The organism is Belliella marina (assembly GCF_042682445.1).
Lineage (GTDB): Bacteria > Bacteroidota > Bacteroidia > Cytophagales > Cyclobacteriaceae > Belliella > Belliella marina.
In genome coordinates this window covers 165,463-183,500 of the sequence record NZ_JBHUHR010000027.1, presented here as the reverse complement: position 1 = coordinate 183,500, position 18,038 = coordinate 165,463, and the positions used below count along the sequence as shown (strand labels likewise).

Here is an 18,038-nt window from a genome sequence, read left to right as displayed (position 1 = left end):
CTTTGTAATTTGTCACAAGAAAACCAATCTTATCCATTTATTAAATTAGTTGACACTACCTGTCAAAGAATATTTGGCTACGTGCATGATTAGGGAGAGTCATAAATCATTTAATCGATTTGAGGAATTTTGGGGATTAAGATAAAAGTCCATTGCTTAATTCTATTTGAGTCAAACAATCATTTTCTAAATTCTTGAATGAATCGGTAGTGAAAATTCTTTCAAAACACTTTAAATCTTCAAATCCTTTGCTGAAAATCCCGTGACTAACTGCCAAATATAATTTCCCGGAATTTTTCTTTTTAAGTTCATTGGCTAAACCAATGAATGTACCTCCTCCATCACAAATGTCATCAACAATTAGGCAATCTTTACCTTGCAAATCATCAGCATAAACTTTAAAACCTGTCAGCTTGCCTGTTTTTACATCCCTACTTTTGCTACATTCTACAACTTCAATCCCTCCCAAAAATTCAGATACTTTGTATATTTTTTTTAACGCACCCCCATCCGGGGAAATAAGCAAAACCTCATTTCCAATTTCTTGAATTACTTTTTGAATGAAATTATGGTTTGCAACAACTTCACAATTATCTAAAACTGCAGGTGTTACTTCTGAATGTGCATCAAAAACGATAACTTTTTCGAATTTGAAAGCATTAATAATATCAGCATAGACTTTTACCGAAAGCGGTTCGCCTTTGATCATTACCCTGTCTTGTCTAGCTGCAGGAAAATAAGGGATAACCAAATTTCCTAATTTTGCATCCATTCTCTGCAAGGCATCTACTGCCAAACAGAGCAGCCCTAAATCATTAAATGTATTTAACCGATGCGTTATTGTTACTTTTTTCGACTTGTCAAAATCTGTATTTATTTTGATATGTGGTTCGCCTCCCGAAAAAACAAAACTTTCAAACTGTATTTCTTCACCAACTAATGGCTTGAAATTTTTGTCTAAATTGATTATCATGATTTTTTATTTTGTGTAATTGTTACGCAAAGTTAAATCAAATATTCTAACCGCCAAATAATTTGTGTAAATATTACGCAAAATTGATTTCAAATAAAAATCCATCTTTCACTAACTTGTTGTATTTCTGTTTATTAAACCTATAAAGTTTGGCTGGCCTGCCTTTAATTTTATTTCCAAACTTTTCTGTTTCTTCCACAATTCCAAAACTCAATATCTTTTTTCTGAAATTTCTACGGTCAATTTTCCTTTCTAAAATGGTGCAATAAAGATTCTCAAGTTCTGAAAACAAAAATTCTTTTGGAAGTAAATCGAAGCCAATAGGTTGATAGGAAAGTTTACTTTGAAGTCGTCTTTGGGCAGTTTTTAAAATTTCCTTATGGTCAAAAGCTAACTTTGGAAGTTCGTTGATTGAAAACCATTTGGCATCTTCCGCATCGCTATCAGCTTGCAAAACTAGTTTTGTAGAATTAACCAATGCAAAATAAGCTACTGAAACAACCCTAAATCTTGGGTCTCTATTTACATTGTCCCCGAAAGTAAAAAGTTGCTCCAAATAGTTTACTTTAATTCCTGTTTCTTCTTGAAGTTCTCTATTTACTGCATCGATTAGAGTCTCGTTGTCTTTTACAAATCCACCAACTAATGCCCATTGGTTTTTCAATTCTCCAAATTTTTGTTTGATAAGTAAGACATTCAATTTATTGTCAGCATAGCCAAAAACAATTGCATCAACCGCTATTTTAATATTCTGCTTTAGTTCCATCCATTATATGCGTATGATTTACGCAAATATACAGATTTAATCTTGATTTTGTTGTTAGTGATTTTCTTAGCAATTTGTTCCAATGGGTTTTGCGTTTGAGCAGGTAGATCTCCTTGCCCTTTTCCAAGATGTCCGTTTTGTTCTTTGTCCAAAAAGTAGAAATCCCTGACTGTTTCTAGTCAGGGATTCCTTAAAGTTAATGTATGTTATTGAATAGGTGAAGTGTTTTTCAACTCATCATTTACAGTCCCCATCCACACTACACGAAACACCGTTTGAATCTTGTGTACCGACATTTTCAGGCTTTATTGCCCTGGAATTCCAGGCTTGTCTCAAGGTATCCAAAAAGGGTAATACATCCTGTGCCCCCGATATATAAAATTCACCGTCAATCCTGAAATGTGGAATTCCTGAAATACCCAATAATTGAGCAGTTTCAATATCTTTCTTTACTTCGCTGGTAAATTGACTGCTATAAAGCACTTCTTTGGTCTCTTCCATATCCAACCCTATTTCCTCCCCCAGTTGAGACAGCACATCCATGTCGTTGATGTTCTTGCCTTCTGTAAAATAGGCAGAGAACAGCCTTTCTTCTGCCTCATTTTGAAGGTTGTTTTGTTTGGCAAAATGGGCAAACCTATGTGCATCAAATGTATTCGGTAAAATAATCTTACCGAAGTTATACGCTAATCCGGCATCCTTTGCGGCTTGAGTTACCTGTCCGTGTAGAAGTACACTTCTTTCCCGGCTGATTCCCTTCAGCTTCCCTACTTCTTCATAGAAATCTGAACCGGGTTTTTGTTTATAGTACGGAAACAATTGGAAGCTACGCCACACGACTTCTACGTTTTCCCGGTGTTCGAATTGCTCCAGAGCTTTATCAAACTTTCGTTTGCCGATATAGCAGAAAGGGCAAACAATGTCGGACCATATTTCTACTTTCATTTTCGCCTCCTTTTTAGATATTGTGTTATTTCGAAGCTGCATAGGAGTTCAGAACTTCCCGTTGTTGTTTCTCCAGTCATCTTTTGAAGGAATGGTTTCCAGTGTGTCCCAATGTTCTGCAATCTTTCCATTCTCAACACGGAACAGGTCATAAAATGCCGTATGGGTTCCGCCCAATTGACCTTCGCTTACAACCAAAACAAAGTTTCCTTCACCTAACACCTGATGCACTCTATCATACTTCATCGTGATGCCTTGCTTTGCCCATTCCTGTAGCGCCTTCCCCAAACCAGACAGACCATCGCCGATGTAAGGATTATGTTGGATATAATTGTCTCCGTCAAAATAACCTGTTAGCTTCTCCATTTTGCCATTGACCAATATGTCATCCACAAAGTTGCCGACCAAGGTTTTGTTGGTCTCTGTTTTGTCCAGATCTTCCAGCGCTGTAGCACCGTCAATCATTGTGTGACCACTTGGGTTTGGCTTCAGTGTCTCCTGTAGATTATCCCAATGCTCTACAATCTTTCCATCTTCGAAACGAAAGATGTCAAAACCGATTTTGGGTCCAAAAACATTGTACTCACTGTGTGTGAAAACATAGTCTCCATCCACAAATGCCCTTACTGTGTTCACGCTTGTTTCTCCCTTGGGAAGTATTTTGGTGAATGCTTCAAAACCTTCCAATCCATCCGCTACCTGTATATTGTGCTGGATGTATTTGTTTGGGTTGATGTAACCGGCAGGAACAGTGTCTCCTGTTTCGAGGCTTTTCAAAAGCGCAACTACTTTTTGTTTGTTTGAAATTTCCATTTTTTCTTCTTTTATATCTTGTGGATTAGAGTTGCTGACGTTGGTGCGTGCGGAAAATCCAACTCCTAAAATTATCGCTGCACTTAATACTAAATTGTTCATCGTTTTATTGTTTAAATTGATGATACAAAGGTGCAGCGATGCACAAAAATGTAAAAGGTAGAAACAGTCCTTTAAATGATACTTTTAAGCCGAAGCAAATTGCGCCCTAAATTCAACTGGTGTTGATAGGCTGTGTTTTCGAAAATACTTTATAAAGTTGGTGGGCTCGTCAAAACCCAAACCAAACCCAATTTCTTTTACGCTATCATTGGTGTGAACCAAAAGTCGTTTTGCTTCAAGCATTATTCTCTCGTCAATCATTTGCTTAGGCGACTTGTCCAAAACCTTTGATGTTGCCTGGTTCAACCTCTTTTCGGTTATGCTCATTTTTTTTGCGTATTTGCTTACTTGCTTCAACTCCCGATAGTTGCTTTCCAAAAGGTCTTTGAAAAGCATGACATAGTCAAGGTCAGCACCTTTTTTGATTTCGGTGAAATCTTGTTTCCGCCTTTCTCTTTCCGATAGAAGTAAAATGGTATGCAGTAAATTTTTCAGAATGTCGGACTGTGATATGTCTTTTTCGTTTTCCAATTCCTTTTCCATCAGCTTAAACAAATCAGCAAACAGGGAAGCGGTTTTGCTGACGTGGATTTGGGAAACTGACAGCAAGTCGTTGAATAGAATACTGCTCCGCAAATACTTTGTGTCTGCTTCTGTCTTGCAGAAAAAATTGTCAGTAAACAGGATTGCTTTGCCGTCAAAACCACCATTCTTGTCAAATCGTTGAACAGTGTCTTTGTTCAAAAACAGCATTGTATTGGGTTTAATCTTTACGGGATTGAAGTCGACCAAATGAGTTGGGTCGCCTTTTTGGAACCAAAGTATGTGATAAAAACCAGTCCGGTGTGCTGTCGTCAAGGTGTCGGAATGGTCGTTGTATAATTGTCCAATGCCAAGCAATTCAAATTCTTGTGGCAACCCTTGTTTAAATGTATATTTCTTAATGTCAGACATCATTTTCAGTTGGACTGTGTTTTCAGGGTTGCCGGTATGATTCAGCCTGCCTGTAGCATACAGGTTTGAAGACGGCGGGCATCTGTGAAAAAAGACAGGCTGTAAAGGTCTTGTTAGGCATAAGTTAATTTTTAATTATTTCATTATATATTAAGTTTTTCATATAAATCTCCACAATCATCATTAGCCTATTCTCCCATGCAATCAACTCACTATCAGAGAAATTATCTAAAAATGCAGACGCAATTAAAGAAGGGCTTGGACTTTCTTCATGCTTAGTAACCAAGAAAACATATTCTTTTACATCTTCATGATTTGTTTGAGCCTTTGCCAAAGCATAATAAAAACGACCATTTTTATTTGGTTGTGGAAATTTATCTCTAAACTTTTGGCGCTCTAATTCTTCTTTGATGACCTGCTCATCTTCCTTTCTGCTTGTTGTTGGAATTTCAATCAATTCTTCAAAATCATCATCAATTTTACTATTGTCTATTGTTTCTGTGTTTGAACTGTTTTCATTTAAATAATTACTGAATTCAAACCTTTCTTTGTAGGATTCACTTTTGTATAGCAAAATATCCTTCCTCAATCCTGACTTTTCCAATTGATCAAGTGTTGATTTACTCAGATTTTCATCGTAAGACCAATTAATATTTTGATTTTGTATATCTGTTAGATAACTTTTAATCCTTTCAGGCAAAGTGTTTTGATTTTGATAATTTGATTTCAAAAATTCTTCGAATGATTTTTCCAACACAGAATAGGCATGTGCTTTTGCTTCACCCAATGTTTCTTCAAAAATTTCTCTGTCAACATTTTGGCTAAATGCCAAATGAGAATAAAACAATATCATTAGGATCAAGTAAATTTTCATCATTATCTGTTATCCATAATTAAGCCTAAAGACTAAGAGCTGGTGGGGCTTTAAAACCCGATTCACTTTGTCCCATGCGAAGGCAATCACTTCCAATTTAACATTTTTCGCCTGCTTTTAGCTATTGCTATGGGCAGCTTCTTTGATTGACTTGGGTTTGCTCTATTTTCTTAGACAAGGTGTACCCCAATTTTACTAAAAAAGCCATCTTTTCCAATCTTATATAACTTTATCCCTTCCACAGGTTTGAATTGATTTAGGTTTGCAAATATCCAATAGAATAATATTAGCATTCTTGCATACTATATTGACTGTTTTAATAGCATCCTGCTTCACTTGTCGTCAAAGTTATGTATTATTAATGTTAAGTTGATAATTCCCTAATCTACTGCTCACGATGCAAAGACATATCAAATTTCTTTTTTTTTTGATATCCATTACTGGATTATATGCTCAGGGAGATAATACCATTCTCAACAATCAAGGTTTTTCGGTAAAATACTTGGGTATTGAATCCGGTTTGTCCAATAATGCGGTAACTGCTTTGTATCAAGATGAAAGAGGGTTCATGTGGATAGGGACCTATGATGGACTGAACAGGTATGATGGATACGATTTTCAAGTTTTCAGAAACTTCCCCAGGGATAGCAGTACCTTGATCAACAATAGGATTGTCAGCATCTATGGGAGAGAAAATGAGATTTGGGTAGGGACAAAAAGAGGACTTAGTGTATATGATGTTTTGACAGGCCAGTTTGAATCAAGATTTTTGAAAATCCCTTCGGGAAATGCAGAAAAAATACTTTATGATATCAACAAAATTGGAGGAAATTCAAAAGAAATCTGGCTAGCGACAGCAGGAAAAGGCTTGTTGGAGGAAGATCAGAATGGGATTTTCCAACAGATTCCTTTAATTCATGAGAATACGATGCTATATGATTTCCATGCGCAATCTTTTGATTTGGACTCCAAAGGTAATATATGGTGTTTTGTACAAGGGATTGGCATTGTCAGTAACGACAAGGGAAATAAGAATCTGAAACTTCGTTTTGATCAGGTATTGAGTGCGAATACTGTCATTATTGATGATCAGGACATCCTTTGGGTTGGGTCAGATTATGGCTTGTTAAAGTACAATACCATTTCCGGAGCTAATCAATGGTATTCACTGGAACATACACTTGGCAAAATCACTGACTTAATGTTTGTGAAAGAATTAAACCAGGTTTGGGCTGGAATAGATGCAAGGGGTGTTGTATGTCTGGATATCCAAAATGATTCCTTTAGTTATATCCAACAGGGAAGCGCTGTTGATATCAGCAGCAACGCTGTCTTTAGCTTGCTTACCGATAGATCTGGGAGCAAATGGATGGGGACCCTGAGAGGAGGAATCAATATCCTCGATTATGTACCAGCCCAATTTAAGACAGTTTCCAAAGAAAATTCCCAATATCGACAACTTAATAGCAATTTCATTCTTTCATTTTGTGAAAACTCTCAAAATGAAATTTGGATCGGAACTGATGGAGGTGGTGCAAGTCTTTGGAATACTGAGAAAAACACTTTCAGGAATTTCGTTTTTGATGCTCAAAACCCAAATTCAATCCCCAATGATTTTGTCTCGGCTATCCATAAAAACCACCAAGGCGTTTGGTTTGCCACCTACGGAGGAGGGATAGCTTTGTATGATGAAAAGACGGAGAAGTTCAAGTCTTATCCGCTCTCTAACAATATATTACATAAAAATGTATGGTTTCTCTTTGAGGATCACCAGCAAAACCTGTGGGCAGCTAGCCCTGATGGTGAAGGCTTGTACCAATATCAAGCCGAGGAAGATTATTTTAAATTTATAGATGCAGGTATATATGGGATTATTTCCATGAACCAAGATGAAGAAGGGGATTTTTGGATCGGCACTTTCGACCATCTGGTGAAATTGGATTTGTCCGGACACCTTCATCAAGTAATACCTATTGGCTATCCTGTCAGGGATATATTAATGGTAGAAAATGGGGAGTTGTTGATTGGGACAGAAGGTGGTGGACTTAGACTGATTGATAAGGGGACTTTCCAACAGAAAGTATTTTTGGAGGAAGATGGCTTGCCAAACAACTCCGTGCTAAAAATTGTCAAAGATGAAACGGGGAATTATTGGTTCAGTACCTATAATGGAATTGGGAAGTTTGATTTGCAGACCAAAAGGATTACCAGTTATTTCGAATCTGATGGACTGCAAAGCAATCAATTTAATTATAATGCAGGCATGAAATTGTCGGATGGTTCCATACTCTTGGGTGGAATTAAAGGGTTTAATATTATTCATCCCCAAGCCAATTATCCGGAAGTCCAGTTCCCTCCCTTGCACATTTCCAACTTAAGTATTAACAACATCCCGGTAAGTGAGTTGACCAAGAATACCATCTTTGCGCACAAAGAACTGAAGCTTCCTTACGAACAGTCCATGCTGACTTTTGATTTTGTGGCACTGGAATATGCCCATGGCGATAAGATTTCCTATGCATACATGATGGAAGGTTGGGATAAAGAATGGATTCAATCCAGAAATACCAGGGTAGCCAATTATTCCAGATTACCCGAAGGGAAATACATTTTCCATGTCAGGTCCACCAATGAAAATGGTGTCTGGAATCCGGAGGCTTATTCTTTGCCGATTACGATATTGCCCCCATGGTATAGGAGTTGGTGGGCCTATTCAGGTTATGGGATGCTTATTTTGGGATTGCTCACACTTTTTGTGTTTTATCAAAGAAAACAGAGCTATCTGAAGTATCAGATAGCCTTATCTCAACTGGAGGTGAAAAATGAACACGAGCTGCATGAAAAGAAGTTGAATTTTTTTACCAATATTTCCCATGAACTTAGGGCACCATTGACTTTGATTATTAATCCTCTAAAGGATTTGTTGTATGGGAATAAAAAAAGCTTGGACCCTGGTGAAATAGAGGAAGTTTATAGAAATGGAAAAAGGCTTTTGGGCCTAGTGGACCAGCTTCTGCTTTTTAGGAAAGTTCAAAATGAGGTAGGTAGCCTGCGCATTGTAAAATTGGAGCTGGTGGCCATGATCAAGGAAGTTTTTGCCTGTTTTATTTACCATGCCAAAAACCAAAATATTGACTATAGATTTCAAACCGATATTGAGGAAACATTTATATATGCAGATAGGAAACTTGTAGAAACAGCCCTTTTTAACCTTATCTCCAATGCCATCAAATATGCGCCCAAAGAAAATGGACTTGTAGAGGTTCTTCTGAGCGAAAATGATGACCAGGTTAAAATCTCAGTATCGGACAACGGCAAGGGCATTGACGAACGTGAGAGATCCAAGGTTTTTGAGTTGTTCTATCAGGCTTCAGAGAAATCAAACGGGTTTGGAATAGGCCTGTATCTGGTCAAACACATCATGGACCAGCATGGAGGCAAGATCGAACTGGTAGCAGAGGATAACCAACTTACTTGTTTTGAACTGGGCTTTCTTAAGGGAAGGGCTCATATTCAGAATGAACTGGTCCATGAAGAATTGGATGAATATGTCGTGTTTCCTGATGATTGGTTTCAAAAGCAAGATGAAGGGGAGAAAGAAAAAGAGCTAGAGAACGAAGAGCTATCTTCATATTTGGATAGTGATTTGCTTAAAAAACAGCAGAAGATCCTAGTGGTAGATGACAACCCCCAGCTTTTAAACTACATACAGAAGATTCTAAAAGACACCTACCAAATCACTGCAGTTGACAATCTAAAAGCAGCCTATAAAAGTTTGGAAAGTGATCCACCGGATCTCATTATTTCGGATGTAGTCCTGGGTGAGGAGAATGGTATTGATTTTTGCAAGGAGCTTAAAATGAACCAATCCTATAAGCATATTCCGATTATACTACTGACAGCAAGTGCTTCCGAAAGCATCAAACTAAAAGGGGTGGAAGTAGGTGCTGATGATTATATCACCAAACCTTTTGACAGGAGGTATTTACTGGCTAGAATCCATGGGATCTTAAAAAGGCAGCAAACAATACAACAGTATTTATTGCACGAAGTCACCAACAAACCGTTTGAACAAAAAATCAGCAAGGACGACAAAGAGTTTTTGGACAAAGCTATTGATTATATTGAAGAGCAACTTGGAAATGAAGCATTTAATGTGACTATGCTGGGCAAACACTTGGGAATGAGCCACTCTCCATTGTTCAAAAAAATCAAGCACCTGACAGGTAAGAACATAAAAGAACTGATAAGCTTTGTCCGACTTCGTAAAGTCGCAACTTTGCTACTTACTTCAAATATGCAGGTCAACCAAGCTGTTTTGCAGGTTGGTTTACACGATTTGAAACATTTCAGGCAACAGTTTTTACAGCAGTATGGAATGACACCCTCTGAATTCCAGAAAAGGTATAAAGACGCTCTCAGCGAGAAACAATTTATCCTCAATCAGGATGTTTGGAAATAGCAGGATTAAACGAAATGGCACCAAAATTTTTGTCCCGAAAAAACTACCTTAATTGGAAGAAGGAATTTAAATTCCTTCTTCCTGCTTGCATGCCAAGTTACACCATCGTCTTAGCATGATCTTTTTTGAGGGCTCTCTTTTTTGAAACTCAGAGATGCGGCTTTTCTTAAATCAGTTCCTGTGCAGAATTCTTTGTCGGAAAATCACCACAGCATTTTTTCCAAATAAAGTGGCAACTAAACAGACTACCCCCCTTCATCTACTCAATTCCCCCCCGATATAGCGACAGGATTATTTTGACTTTTGGGTAGGATTCGATTGAATCTTCTTGGTGTTTTACCCAAAATAAATCTTTTATGAACAAAACAATACTATTATGGATTAAGCATTTGGTCTTTGTCTTCTCATTGTTGCAGCTTTCTGGAACAATGGTTTTTGCCCAGCAAACTACCAGACAAGGAACAGTTGTAGCACAAGATGATGGTGTGGGTTTGCCTGGTGTCAATATACTGATAAAGGGAACGACTCGCGGGACTGTGACCGATATTGATGGCCGTTTTTCCATAGCTGCTTCCTCGGATGCAACATTGGTGTTTACCTTCATTGGCTATAAGTCTCTAGAGGTGCCGGTTGGCAACAGTTCTGTTTTGAACATTGAAATGGAACCGGATATGCAAGGACTGGAAGAGTTTGTTGTCGTTGGTTTTGGGGAACAGAAGAAAGCAACCATGACGGGAGCTGTCTCTACGATTGGTGACAAGGAGCTTATCCAAACTCCTGTAGCAAATATCAGCAATGCCTTGGTCGGTAGATTGCCAGGTTTGATTGCCGTTCAGTCCAGCGGTGAGCCAGGTTATGATCAATCCAGCTTAAAAATCAGGGGTATTGGGACACTGAATTCAGGAGCAGAATCAAATCCACTGATATTGGTCGATGGTGTACAGCGTGACAATATCAATCAGATAGATCCACATGAAATAGAAACTTTAAGTATCCTCAAAGATGCATCTGCCACTGCGGTGTTTGGTGTAAGGGGGGCAAATGGGGTTATTCTTATCACAACCAAGACTGGAACAAAGGGGAAACCACAAATAAACTATACCTCCAACTTTGGTTTACAGAGTCCCAATTCATTGCCACAGTTATTGAACAGCTATGATTATGCCACCCTGAGGAATGAAGCAAGTGTGAATTCCGGACAGGCTCCCTATTTCAGTGATGCTTCATTGGAGCGTTTTCGTATGGGTGATGATCCTTACTTCCATCCTGATGTAAATTGGTATGATCTGGTTTTAAAGGATTTTTCGGCCCAACAGCAACATAACCTCAATCTTAGCGGAGGTACAGACAATACGAGGTACTTTATATCCTTGGGCTATTTTGATCAAAGCGGTGCTTATGATGTCCAAGATGTCCAAACAGCTTATTCGGCCAATCCCAGATTCAAAAGATATAATTTCAGGTCAAACTTTGACATAGATTTCAACAAGGACTTTTCTGCTTCTGTAAAATTGAGTGGACAGTTTACCGATTCCAACTTTCCTGGTATTGGTGCTGGAGATATCTTCTTCAGGTTGCTCAACACCAACCCAATGATGAATCCAGGCATTATTGATGGCATGTTGATTACTGGTGTAGAAGGACTCCCTTCGAGTTCGGGAAGCCCTTTGGATGCCATTGTAAACAATGGGTATCAAAGGAATTTCGGAAGTACTCTAAACACCAACGTCAGCTTAAAACATAAATTGGGTTTTATCACAGAAGGCCTGAGTGTTAGGGGAATGGTAGCTTACGATAATTTTTACCAGCACAATGTCCGAAGGAGTAAAGAAACGATGCGTTACAGAATTGTCAGGGATCCAGAAGACCCTGAATTGCCTGTATTCTTGCCACAAGGAATGGACGCCCCGTTTTCTTTCAGTGAGGGTTACGAGAGAAACAGAAAGATTTATGCAGAGGCAGCAGTGGATTACAACAGGACTTTTGGGGTTCACCAAGTTACCGCCATGGGTTTGTATATGCAGGAAAGGTTTACCAAACCAGGACAGGAATACAATGTACCAATAGGCTATCAAGGCTTGGTCAGTAGATTTACCTACAACTACAAAGAAAAATACCTTTCTGAATTCAATATGGGCTATAATGGTTCCGAGAATTTTCCGGAAGGAAAAAGGTTTGGTTTTTTTCCATCTTTCTCCTTGGGTTGGATACTTACAGAAGAAGCATTTATGAAATCTGTAGGTTTTCTGTCATTTATGAAAATCAGGGGTTCCTATGGTGAAGTTGGAAATGACAAAATAGGGCAAGCAAGGTTTTTATATTTGCCATCGGTATTCTATCCAAATTCAGGAGGTTACCATTTTGGACAATATGGTGAAAACTATCAATGGTATCCAGGATCCTCCGAAGGCAGGGTAGGTAATCCAAATGTGACCTGGGAAAGAGCCAAAAAGTTCAACCTAGGTATAGAAACAGGTTTTTTTGATGATAATCTAAGGATAAATTTTGATGTGTTTGCCGAAAACAGAGACAATATCCTTTGGTATCTGGGGACAGTTCCCGCTTTGGTACAGGCCAATCTGCCTCCAGTAAATATTGGGGAAGTCCAAAACAGGGGCTTCGAATTGGAGATAAATTACAACAACAAAATAGGGGAATTGAATTATTGGATCAAGTCCAATTACTCCTTGGCAAGGAACAAAATCCTCTATATGGATGAGCCACAACGTGCACATCCATGGCTCCAAAGAACAGGACATCAAGTAGGTCAATTTTGGGGATTGGTAAGTGATGGCTTTTATAACACCCAAGAGGAATTGGCAGCAGCAGACAATTCAGGCTTCACCTCACAACTGCAATTGGGAGATATCAGGTATGTTGATCAAAATGGTGATGGTGTCATTGACCAATACGATGAAGTGCCAATCGGCTACTCCAGTTTTCCACAGGTAATTTATGGGGTTTCATTCGGTGGCCAATACAAAAATCTTGATTTTTCGGTATTGTTTCAGGGTGCCGATAAGGTATCTGCATACATTGACCAGATGGGGGCTTGGGCCTTTGATACAGATTGGAGAAGTGCGACTACCAGGCATTTGGAAAGATGGACCCCCGAGCGGTATGAAGCAGGTCTTCCCATCAGCTATCCGAGGGTAGAGCTTTCACCTACACCAGGCAAACACAATTACAGACCATCTGATTTTTGGTTGCAAGACGCCAGTTATCTGAGGTTAAAAAACGCTGAAGTAGCATACAATTTCCAGAAAAGTTTCCTCAGTCGCATTGGTGTGGCAAACCTCAGGGTTTTTGTCAATGGAAACAACCTTTTGACTTGGAGCAAGATGAAAAATTTTGATCCGGAAGCCCCTACAGGAAGGGGAGGTTTTTATCCTCAAATGAGGGTTTACAACATGGGGGTGAATGCCAGATTTTAACCTTTAAATTCAGAAACAATGACATTTAATATAAAAATACAAAATAGCATATTGACACTGGCGATTGTCTTATTGATATGCTCTTGTGACAAGGAATTTCTAGGAAGACCTATAAGCAACGATGTGACGGTAGAAGAAATATTTTCTGAAAGGGCCAGGGCAGAGTCTTTTCTATGGGAAACATACAGGACAAATGTCCCATTGGGCTTTCCGATAGATTGGGGTAAGCATAATGGGATGTATGCTTCCATGTTGATGGCAGCTAGTGATGAAGGAGATGTCTATGATTCATGGCCCTCATCCAATGACCATAACACGGGTGTTTGGAGTGCAGTAGATAATCGTGAGAATGATTTTGGGGTACATTATAAAGGTATCCGGAATGCGTGGATTTTCATTGAAAATGTGGATGTGGTCCCTGATATCCCCAATGCGGAAAAAGAACAGATGAAGGCTGAGGCGAAAGTACTCATGGCTATCAGCTATCATGAGTTGATGAAAAGGTATGGTGCGGTTCCCTTGGTCAGAGAAGTCTTGAGTGCTTCAGGTGAGATCATGTTGCCAAGAAATACTTATGAAGAATGTGTAGAATACATCGTGGAACTATGTAACCAAGGCATTGAAATACTTCCCAATAATTATTCAACCCAGTTTCTGGGAAGAGTCACCAAAGGTGTTGCTCATGCTTTGAAGTCTAGGGTGTTGCTTTACGCCGCCAGTCCACTACACAATACTGACACACCCTATTTGCCAGGACAGGAACAACTTACTGGATACGGAAATTACAGCATTAATAGGTGGCAAACAGCAGCAAATGCAAGCAGGGAAATGCTGGACTGGGCCTCACAAAATGGCTATAGTCTTGTGGAGAGCAGCACAGATCCCCAAACAAACTATAGCCTCGCAATTGAAACCCAAGGAAACAGTGAAGTTATCCTGATGAACCAATCCAACGGTTGGTGGGGGGCTTATGGCCCAATGTTCCAGCAATTTGCAATGCCTAGAGGAATTTATGGTGGCTGGTATGGCCACGGTGTAACCTTAAACCATGCCAATAACTACCATACCATAGATGGGGAAGATTTGGAATGGCCAGAAACAGGGTCTTTGGAGACTTTTAGAAGCAACATGGAATCTTTGGAGCCTCGTTTTCAATATTCTGTATTTTATTCAGGGTCACGTTGGAATGATGAAATTGGAACCCGTGATTTTTTCCAAAGATCAGATGGTACTTGGTCTGACAATGCTCCTGTGAATGGCGTAGGTTACATGAAGAAATTTCTGGGGAGAGGAAATTGGGGAGGTGGTCAATTCCATTGGATCATTTTCAGGCTGGGAGAGATTTATCTGAACTATGCAGAAGCTTTGAACGAGGCAAGCCCCTTGGATCCTGCGGCATTTGATGCAATAAACAGGATCAAAAGAAGAGCGGGGATTCCCGAGATTGATCCATCAGATCCAAGGTACAATACCCAAGAAAAATTCAGGGCTGAAATCCGTAGGGAGAGAGCCATTGAATTGGCATTTGAAGAACATAGGTTTTTCGATGTGAGAAGATGGAGAATTGCTTCGGAAGAAGGCGTGATGAAGGGGCAGATGTGGGGATTGACATTGTATCAGCAGACAGATGGCAGTATGATCTTCAGGAAGGAACCCTTTGAAAGCAGGGTATGGGAGGATAGAATGTATATCTATCCGATTCCCCAAGGTGAAATCGACAAGGGGTACATTCAACAAAACCCAGGTTGGTAATGCAGTTTGGAAACAATGTGCATCAATCTTCCTTTAGGTTGTCACATTTTTCAATTCCTTTAAATTCTGAAATAACTTCTTATGAAAATTTATAAACACATTCATTATATAGCCAAATTTAAAAAGCTGAATGCTGCGTTGATTGCCATCTTTGTTTTGGTAAATGTGACAATAGGTATTGGGCAGAGTGTTGGCCCAAGAATAGCAGTTGAACTTGACTCAACAGATCAAATTGATTACAAAAACCATAACTCGGAAAGCAATGACCAACCATTGAATATAGGCTATGGGGTGCAGGCACAATCGCATTTTACAGGATCCATGGCTACTGTAAGTGGAGAGGCGCTCCAAAAGACTTTTGTACCTACCTTGAGCAATACTTTGTTTGGAAGGTTGGCAGGTCTTACCATTATGCATGGCTCTGGAGAGCCGGGTTTTGATGAGCCAAGCATGCTGATCAGGGGATTAGGAACTTTGAACAATGCCACTCCTTTGGTGATCGTAGATGGTTTCGAAGCATCCTTTGACCAATTGTCAGCTTTTGAGATAGAGTCTGTTTCCATATTGAAAGATGCAGCATCATTGGCGATTTATGGTGTAAGGGGAGCCAACGGGGTGATTTTGGTCACTACCAAAAGAGGCCATGATGGTAAGACACGTATCCGCTTTGATGCACGGACGGGGTTCCAACAGCCTACCCGTTTGCCTGAGTTTGTGAATGCCTCGCAATATGCATCTCTGTATAATGAAGCACTATCCAACGATGGTCTGCCTTTGCGATATAGTGCCGATCAGATAGCAGCGTATCAATCCGGCTCGGATCCTTATCTATACCCCAATGTAAATTGGTACGATGAGGTCTTGAAGAACAGTGCCCCAATCAAAGATTATAACCTTACTTTTTCAGGTGGAAATAAAAGAACACGTTATTTTATTCTGATGGGGTATTTACAAAATGAAGGTTTGTACAGTAATACAGATTCAAGAAGGGAAGACAATTCCAATGCCCACTTTGAAAGGGTGAATTTTCGCTCAAACATCGATGTTGCCATTTCAGATAAAGTAGCGGCATCCTTGGATTTTGGTGGCAGGATTGAAAATAGGTTTTTCCCCAATGTCAACGGAGCTCAACTCTGGGAAAACATGGCCAGGTATCCCGCCAATGCATTTCCGGTATATAATCCAGATGGGTCATGGGGAGGAAGCAATGCCTACCCAAACAACCCAGCCGCTGCAGTACTTGGGAGGGGCTATACTTCTTCCCATGATAGAAACTTGATGGCCAATTTAAGATTGTCCCAAAATTTGAGTGATTTTGTCCCAGGACTCAAATTTTCACAAGCCATCGGTATAAACAATTACCATAGGGCAAACTACAACAGAACAAGAAACCTTGCATTCTTTGAACTGATTCCTGGTAGTGAGGAAGGCACCTACTCCTACCTGCAAAGAGGATTGGACAGTGGTTTCTCTATCAGTGAGTGGGGAAATGATCAGTGGAATAGATTGAACCTTCAGTTTGCATTGGATTATCAAAAGCAATTAAATGATCATGGACTTCAAGCCATGATGATGTACCACCAAGATGCATTCTATGTAGGAGGAAACAATGTGCCTTACGCCAACCAAAGTGTAATGGGGAGGTTTTCGTATAACTACCTAGAAAAATATTTTGCTGAACTTACCATGGCTTATAGTGGATCTGAACGCTTTCCAGAGGGAAACCGATTCGGTTTGTTTCCAGCAGTATCGGCAGGATGGATATTGAGCAAGGAAGATTTTATGTCTCAACAAAAAGTCTTCGATTATCTTAAAGTAAGAGGATCTGTGGGACTGGTAGGCAGTGATAAATTTGGGGGAAGCAGGTTTGCCTATGCCCAGGATTTCTACTATTCGGGAGATTATCGCTTGGGGGCTGAGAATACTTCGAATGGAATCATTATGGAAGGTTCACTCGCCAATACCAATATTAGCTGGGAGAAGGATTTTAAAACAAACTTTGGTTTCCAGGGACAGGTTCTGGGTCACTTGGATTTTAGGTTTGATGCTTTTTACAATTCTCGAACAGACATCTTGATCAACGGTGCCCAAATCTACCCAGGCTACTTGGGTGTAGTCGCCCCGCACCTAAACTTTGGTAAAGTAAACAACAGAGGTGTTGAACTGGAGTTGAATTACTCCAACGAAATTGGGGAATTCAGATATCATTTGGGAGGAAATGTCTCCTTTGCCAAAAACAAAATCATCGCCATGCAGGAGATTGATTACCCCGAATCCTACATGCAACGAACTGGACATCCAATCGGTCAACCTTTTGGTTGGGTAGCAGACGGGTTCTATATGCCAGAGGATTTTCAGCCTGACGGGTCGCTTGTATCGGGAGTTGTCAATTCATCCTTTGGACCAGTACAGCCCGGGGATATCAAATACAAAGACCTGAACAATGATGGAGTGATCGATCAAAATGATGAGACAGCGATTGGAAAACCATGGCAGCCCCAAGTTAATTATGGGATCAATTTAGGTGGTGCTTTTAAAGGTTTCGATCTTGATCTCCTATTTTATGGTTTGGCACAAAGGGATGTTGCATTGAATGGTACTTATTTCTGGGCATTGCAAAATGATGCCAATATCCCTGCTCATGCTTTGGGTAGGTGGACAATGGATAATCAGCAAAATGCCACTTATCCGAGGCTTTCCACACTTCCAAATGAAAATAACTTTAGGCCTTCCACTTTTTGGCAGGCGTCAGGGAATGTGTTCCGACTTAGGAATATAGAGCTGGGTTATACATTGCCAAGTACATTAACCCAGAAAATCCGAGTTGACAGTTTTAGGCTATATGTCAATGCCGTCAACCTTTTTACTTGGGATAGTATGGATATGGTTGACCCGGAAAGTTTTGGTGGCTATCCACCTTTGAAATCATTCAATATGGGAGTGACCTTACAGTTTTAACCCTT

At 39.7% G+C, this 18,038-nt stretch carries 10 protein-coding genes; 4 read left to right on the top strand and 6 right to left on the bottom strand.

Features of this window, described 5'->3' with window-relative positions:
• Positions 1 to 136: 136 nt before the first annotated feature.
• The 6 genes from prs to ACFSKL_RS10450 all read right to left on the bottom strand — a co-directional run bounded on the left by prs (position 137) and on the right by ACFSKL_RS10450 (position 5,430).
• Positions 137 to 973, bottom strand: coding sequence for a ribose-phosphate diphosphokinase (prs, locus tag ACFSKL_RS10475; protein ID WP_376886022.1), 837 nt, complete (start codon positions 971 to 973; stop codon positions 137 to 139).
• A 73-nt stretch (positions 974 to 1,046) separates the two neighbouring features.
• A complete protein-coding gene (locus ACFSKL_RS10470; RefSeq protein WP_376886020.1) occupies positions 1,047 to 1,739 on the bottom strand; it encodes an NUDIX hydrolase in 693 nt (230 codons plus the stop codon).
• 237 nt (positions 1,740 to 1,976) lie between these two features.
• Positions 1,977 to 2,684 carry a DsbA family oxidoreductase gene (locus ACFSKL_RS10465; RefSeq protein ID WP_376886018.1) on the bottom strand — a complete coding sequence of 236 codons (708 nt, stop codon included), beginning with the start codon at positions 2,682 to 2,684 and terminating at the stop codon, positions 1,977 to 1,979.
• 48 nt (positions 2,685 to 2,732) lie between these two features.
• Positions 2,733 to 3,599 carry a nuclear transport factor 2 family protein gene (locus tag ACFSKL_RS10460; RefSeq protein ID WP_376886017.1) on the bottom strand — a complete coding sequence of 289 codons (867 nt, stop codon included), beginning with the start codon at positions 3,597 to 3,599 and terminating at the stop codon, positions 2,733 to 2,735.
• 84 nt (positions 3,600 to 3,683) lie between these two features.
• Positions 3,684 to 4,556: an AraC family transcriptional regulator gene (locus tag ACFSKL_RS10455; protein ID WP_376886015.1), complete on the bottom strand. Its 873-nt coding sequence runs from the start codon at positions 4,554 to 4,556 to the stop codon at positions 3,684 to 3,686.
• 121 nt (positions 4,557 to 4,677) lie between these two features.
• A complete protein-coding gene (locus ACFSKL_RS10450; protein WP_376886013.1) occupies positions 4,678 to 5,430 on the bottom strand; it encodes a hypothetical protein in 753 nt (250 codons plus the stop codon).
• Between the two features lie 394 nt (positions 5,431 to 5,824).
• Between ACFSKL_RS10450 and ACFSKL_RS10445 the strand changes: the two genes are divergently transcribed.
• The 4 genes from ACFSKL_RS10445 to ACFSKL_RS10430 all read left to right on the top strand — a co-directional run bounded on the left by ACFSKL_RS10445 (position 5,825) and on the right by ACFSKL_RS10430 (position 18,033).
• Entirely contained in the window at positions 5,825 to 9,889 is a 4,065-nt protein-coding gene (locus tag ACFSKL_RS10445) for a hybrid sensor histidine kinase/response regulator transcription factor (protein ID WP_376886010.1), read from the top strand.
• A gap of 356 nt (positions 9,890 to 10,245) precedes the next feature.
• Positions 10,246 to 13,323 (top strand): SusC/RagA family TonB-linked outer membrane protein, encoded by a 3,078-nt coding sequence (locus ACFSKL_RS10440; RefSeq protein ID WP_376886009.1) that lies wholly within the window; start codon positions 10,246 to 10,248, stop codon positions 13,321 to 13,323.
• A gap of 18 nt (positions 13,324 to 13,341) precedes the next feature.
• Positions 13,342 to 15,075 carry a RagB/SusD family nutrient uptake outer membrane protein gene (locus tag ACFSKL_RS10435; protein ID WP_376886007.1) on the top strand — a complete coding sequence of 578 codons (1,734 nt, stop codon included), beginning with the start codon at positions 13,342 to 13,344 and terminating at the stop codon, positions 15,073 to 15,075.
• Positions 15,076 to 15,156: 81 nt separating this feature from the next.
• Positions 15,157 to 18,033, top strand: coding sequence for a SusC/RagA family TonB-linked outer membrane protein (locus ACFSKL_RS10430; protein ID WP_376886004.1), 2,877 nt, complete (start codon positions 15,157 to 15,159; stop codon positions 18,031 to 18,033).
• Positions 18,034 to 18,038: the final 5 nt, after the last annotated feature.

Bases quoted from the DNA above. Each gene is read 5' to 3' on its own strand.
- ACFSKL_RS10435 (WP_376886007.1), top strand. From the start codon at position 13,342: ATGACATTTAATATAAAAATACAAAATAGCATATTGACACTGGCGATT.
- ACFSKL_RS10440 (WP_376886009.1), top strand. From the start codon at position 10,246: ATGAACAAAACAATACTATTATGGATTAAGCATTTGGTCTTTGTCTTC.
- ACFSKL_RS10445 (WP_376886010.1), top strand. From the start codon at position 5,825: ATGCAAAGACATATCAAATTTCTTTTTTTTTTGATATCCATTACTGGA.
- ACFSKL_RS10430 (WP_376886004.1), top strand. From the start codon at position 15,157: ATGAAAATTTATAAACACATTCATTATATAGCCAAATTTAAAAAGCTG.
- prs (WP_376886022.1), bottom strand. From the start codon at position 973: ATGATAATCAATTTAGACAAAAATTTCAAGCCATTAGTTGGTGAAGAA.
- ACFSKL_RS10455 (WP_376886015.1), bottom strand. From the start codon at position 4,556: ATGATGTCTGACATTAAGAAATATACATTTAAACAAGGGTTGCCACAA.
- ACFSKL_RS10470 (WP_376886020.1), bottom strand. From the start codon at position 1,739: ATGGAACTAAAGCAGAATATTAAAATAGCGGTTGATGCAATTGTTTTT.
- ACFSKL_RS10450 (WP_376886013.1), bottom strand. From the start codon at position 5,430: ATGATGAAAATTTACTTGATCCTAATGATATTGTTTTATTCTCATTTG.
- ACFSKL_RS10460 (WP_376886017.1), bottom strand. From the start codon at position 3,599: ATGAACAATTTAGTATTAAGTGCAGCGATAATTTTAGGAGTTGGATTT.
- ACFSKL_RS10465 (WP_376886018.1), bottom strand. From the start codon at position 2,684: ATGAAAGTAGAAATATGGTCCGACATTGTTTGCCCTTTCTGCTATATC.